The organism is Streptomyces sp. NPDC101166, from assembly GCF_044768125.1.
GTDB lineage: Bacteria > Actinomycetota > Actinomycetes > Streptomycetales > Streptomycetaceae > Streptomyces.
Map to the genome: position 1 here is coordinate 1 of NZ_JBIWPF010000367.1, position 1035 is coordinate 1035.

The window sequence follows — 1035 nt, forward strand, 5'->3', positions numbered from 1 at the left end:
ACCCACCTCGGCGGCGTCGGCGACCGCGGCCAGCGAGGTCGTTGCGTAGCCGTCGGCGATGAACAGCCGCCGGGCCGCGTCGAGGATCTTGCGCTCGGTCTCGGCCTTGCGGGCGTCCCACAGCGGGGACGACTTCTTGACACCCGGACTCAACTGCTGCATCCTAACTGCATCACTACAGTGATACTGCATAAATACATCGATACTGCAAAGGATAGCAGCGATGATCCCCACACTCGCCGGGGTGCATCACCTCAAGGTTCCCGTGTCCGATCTGGCACGGTCCATCGATTGGTACCGCAGCCGCCTCGGCTACACCGTCGGCCTCGAATTCCAGGAGCAGGGCGTCCTGAGCGGTGTCGTCCTGCACCATGCTGCCGGCGGGCCGATGCTCGGCCTGCGCCTACATCCGGAAATGGCTGCCGCCTCCGCGGGATTCGACTTCTTCTCGATCGGCGTCCCGGATCAAGCGGCTCTGGAAGCGCTGGCGCGGCATCTGAGCGGCCTCGGCGAATCCCACGCCGGGGTACACCGCGCCAGCCTCGGCTGGATCCCCGAACTCCGCGACCCCGACGGTCACGAAGTCCGCTTCTACTCCATGGCATCCCACACCGAACTCGGCGACGAACCCGTCACCATCGACAATCCGCGCGAGACCGCGGAAGCCGAGGAACGCGCGCAAGCCTGAACGATCACGCCGGAGAGACGTTGCGGCGCAGGAAATCCAGCTGATCGGCGACGACCCGCTCGAAACCCGCGCCGCGGTAGATGTCGAAATGCCCGTCGGCGTAGGTGCGGATCTCACCGCGCGGCGCCCGCGACGCATAACGCAGGGTGGGTTTCGCCGGTGCGACGGAATCGGTTTCGCACACCGCGAACAGGATCGGCACCTGGATGCGCCCCGTCTGGCGGCCGGGCCGATCGGTCAGGATGTCGAACACGACCCGGGCCGTGGCCTGGTTGCGGAAGTCGGCGCCGGGTGGAACCAGTGCCAGATAACCGGATTCGGCGTCAGGCGCGGTCATCAGCGCGGTG

At 66.6% G+C, this 1035-nt stretch carries 2 protein-coding genes and 1 pseudogene; 1 reads left to right on the forward strand and 2 read right to left on the reverse strand.

What is annotated here, in order from left to right; translation table 11 throughout:
* Positions 1-192: TetR/AcrR family transcriptional regulator (locus ACIRS4_RS39150; RefSeq protein WP_404205193.1), on the reverse strand; the 192-nt coding region annotated here is incomplete at its 3' end.
* A gap of 31 nt (positions 193-223) precedes the next feature.
* Here ACIRS4_RS39150 and ACIRS4_RS39155 point away from each other — a divergent pair.
* Positions 224-688 (forward strand): VOC family protein, encoded by a 465-nt coding sequence (locus tag ACIRS4_RS39155; protein WP_404205195.1) that lies wholly within the window; start codon positions 224-226, stop codon positions 686-688.
* A gap of 4 nt (positions 689-692) precedes the next feature.
* On the opposite strand, the pseudogene ACIRS4_RS39160 reads toward ACIRS4_RS39155, so the two are convergent.
* Positions 693-1035, reverse strand: a pseudogene (locus ACIRS4_RS39160) (alpha/beta hydrolase); the annotation flags it as partial.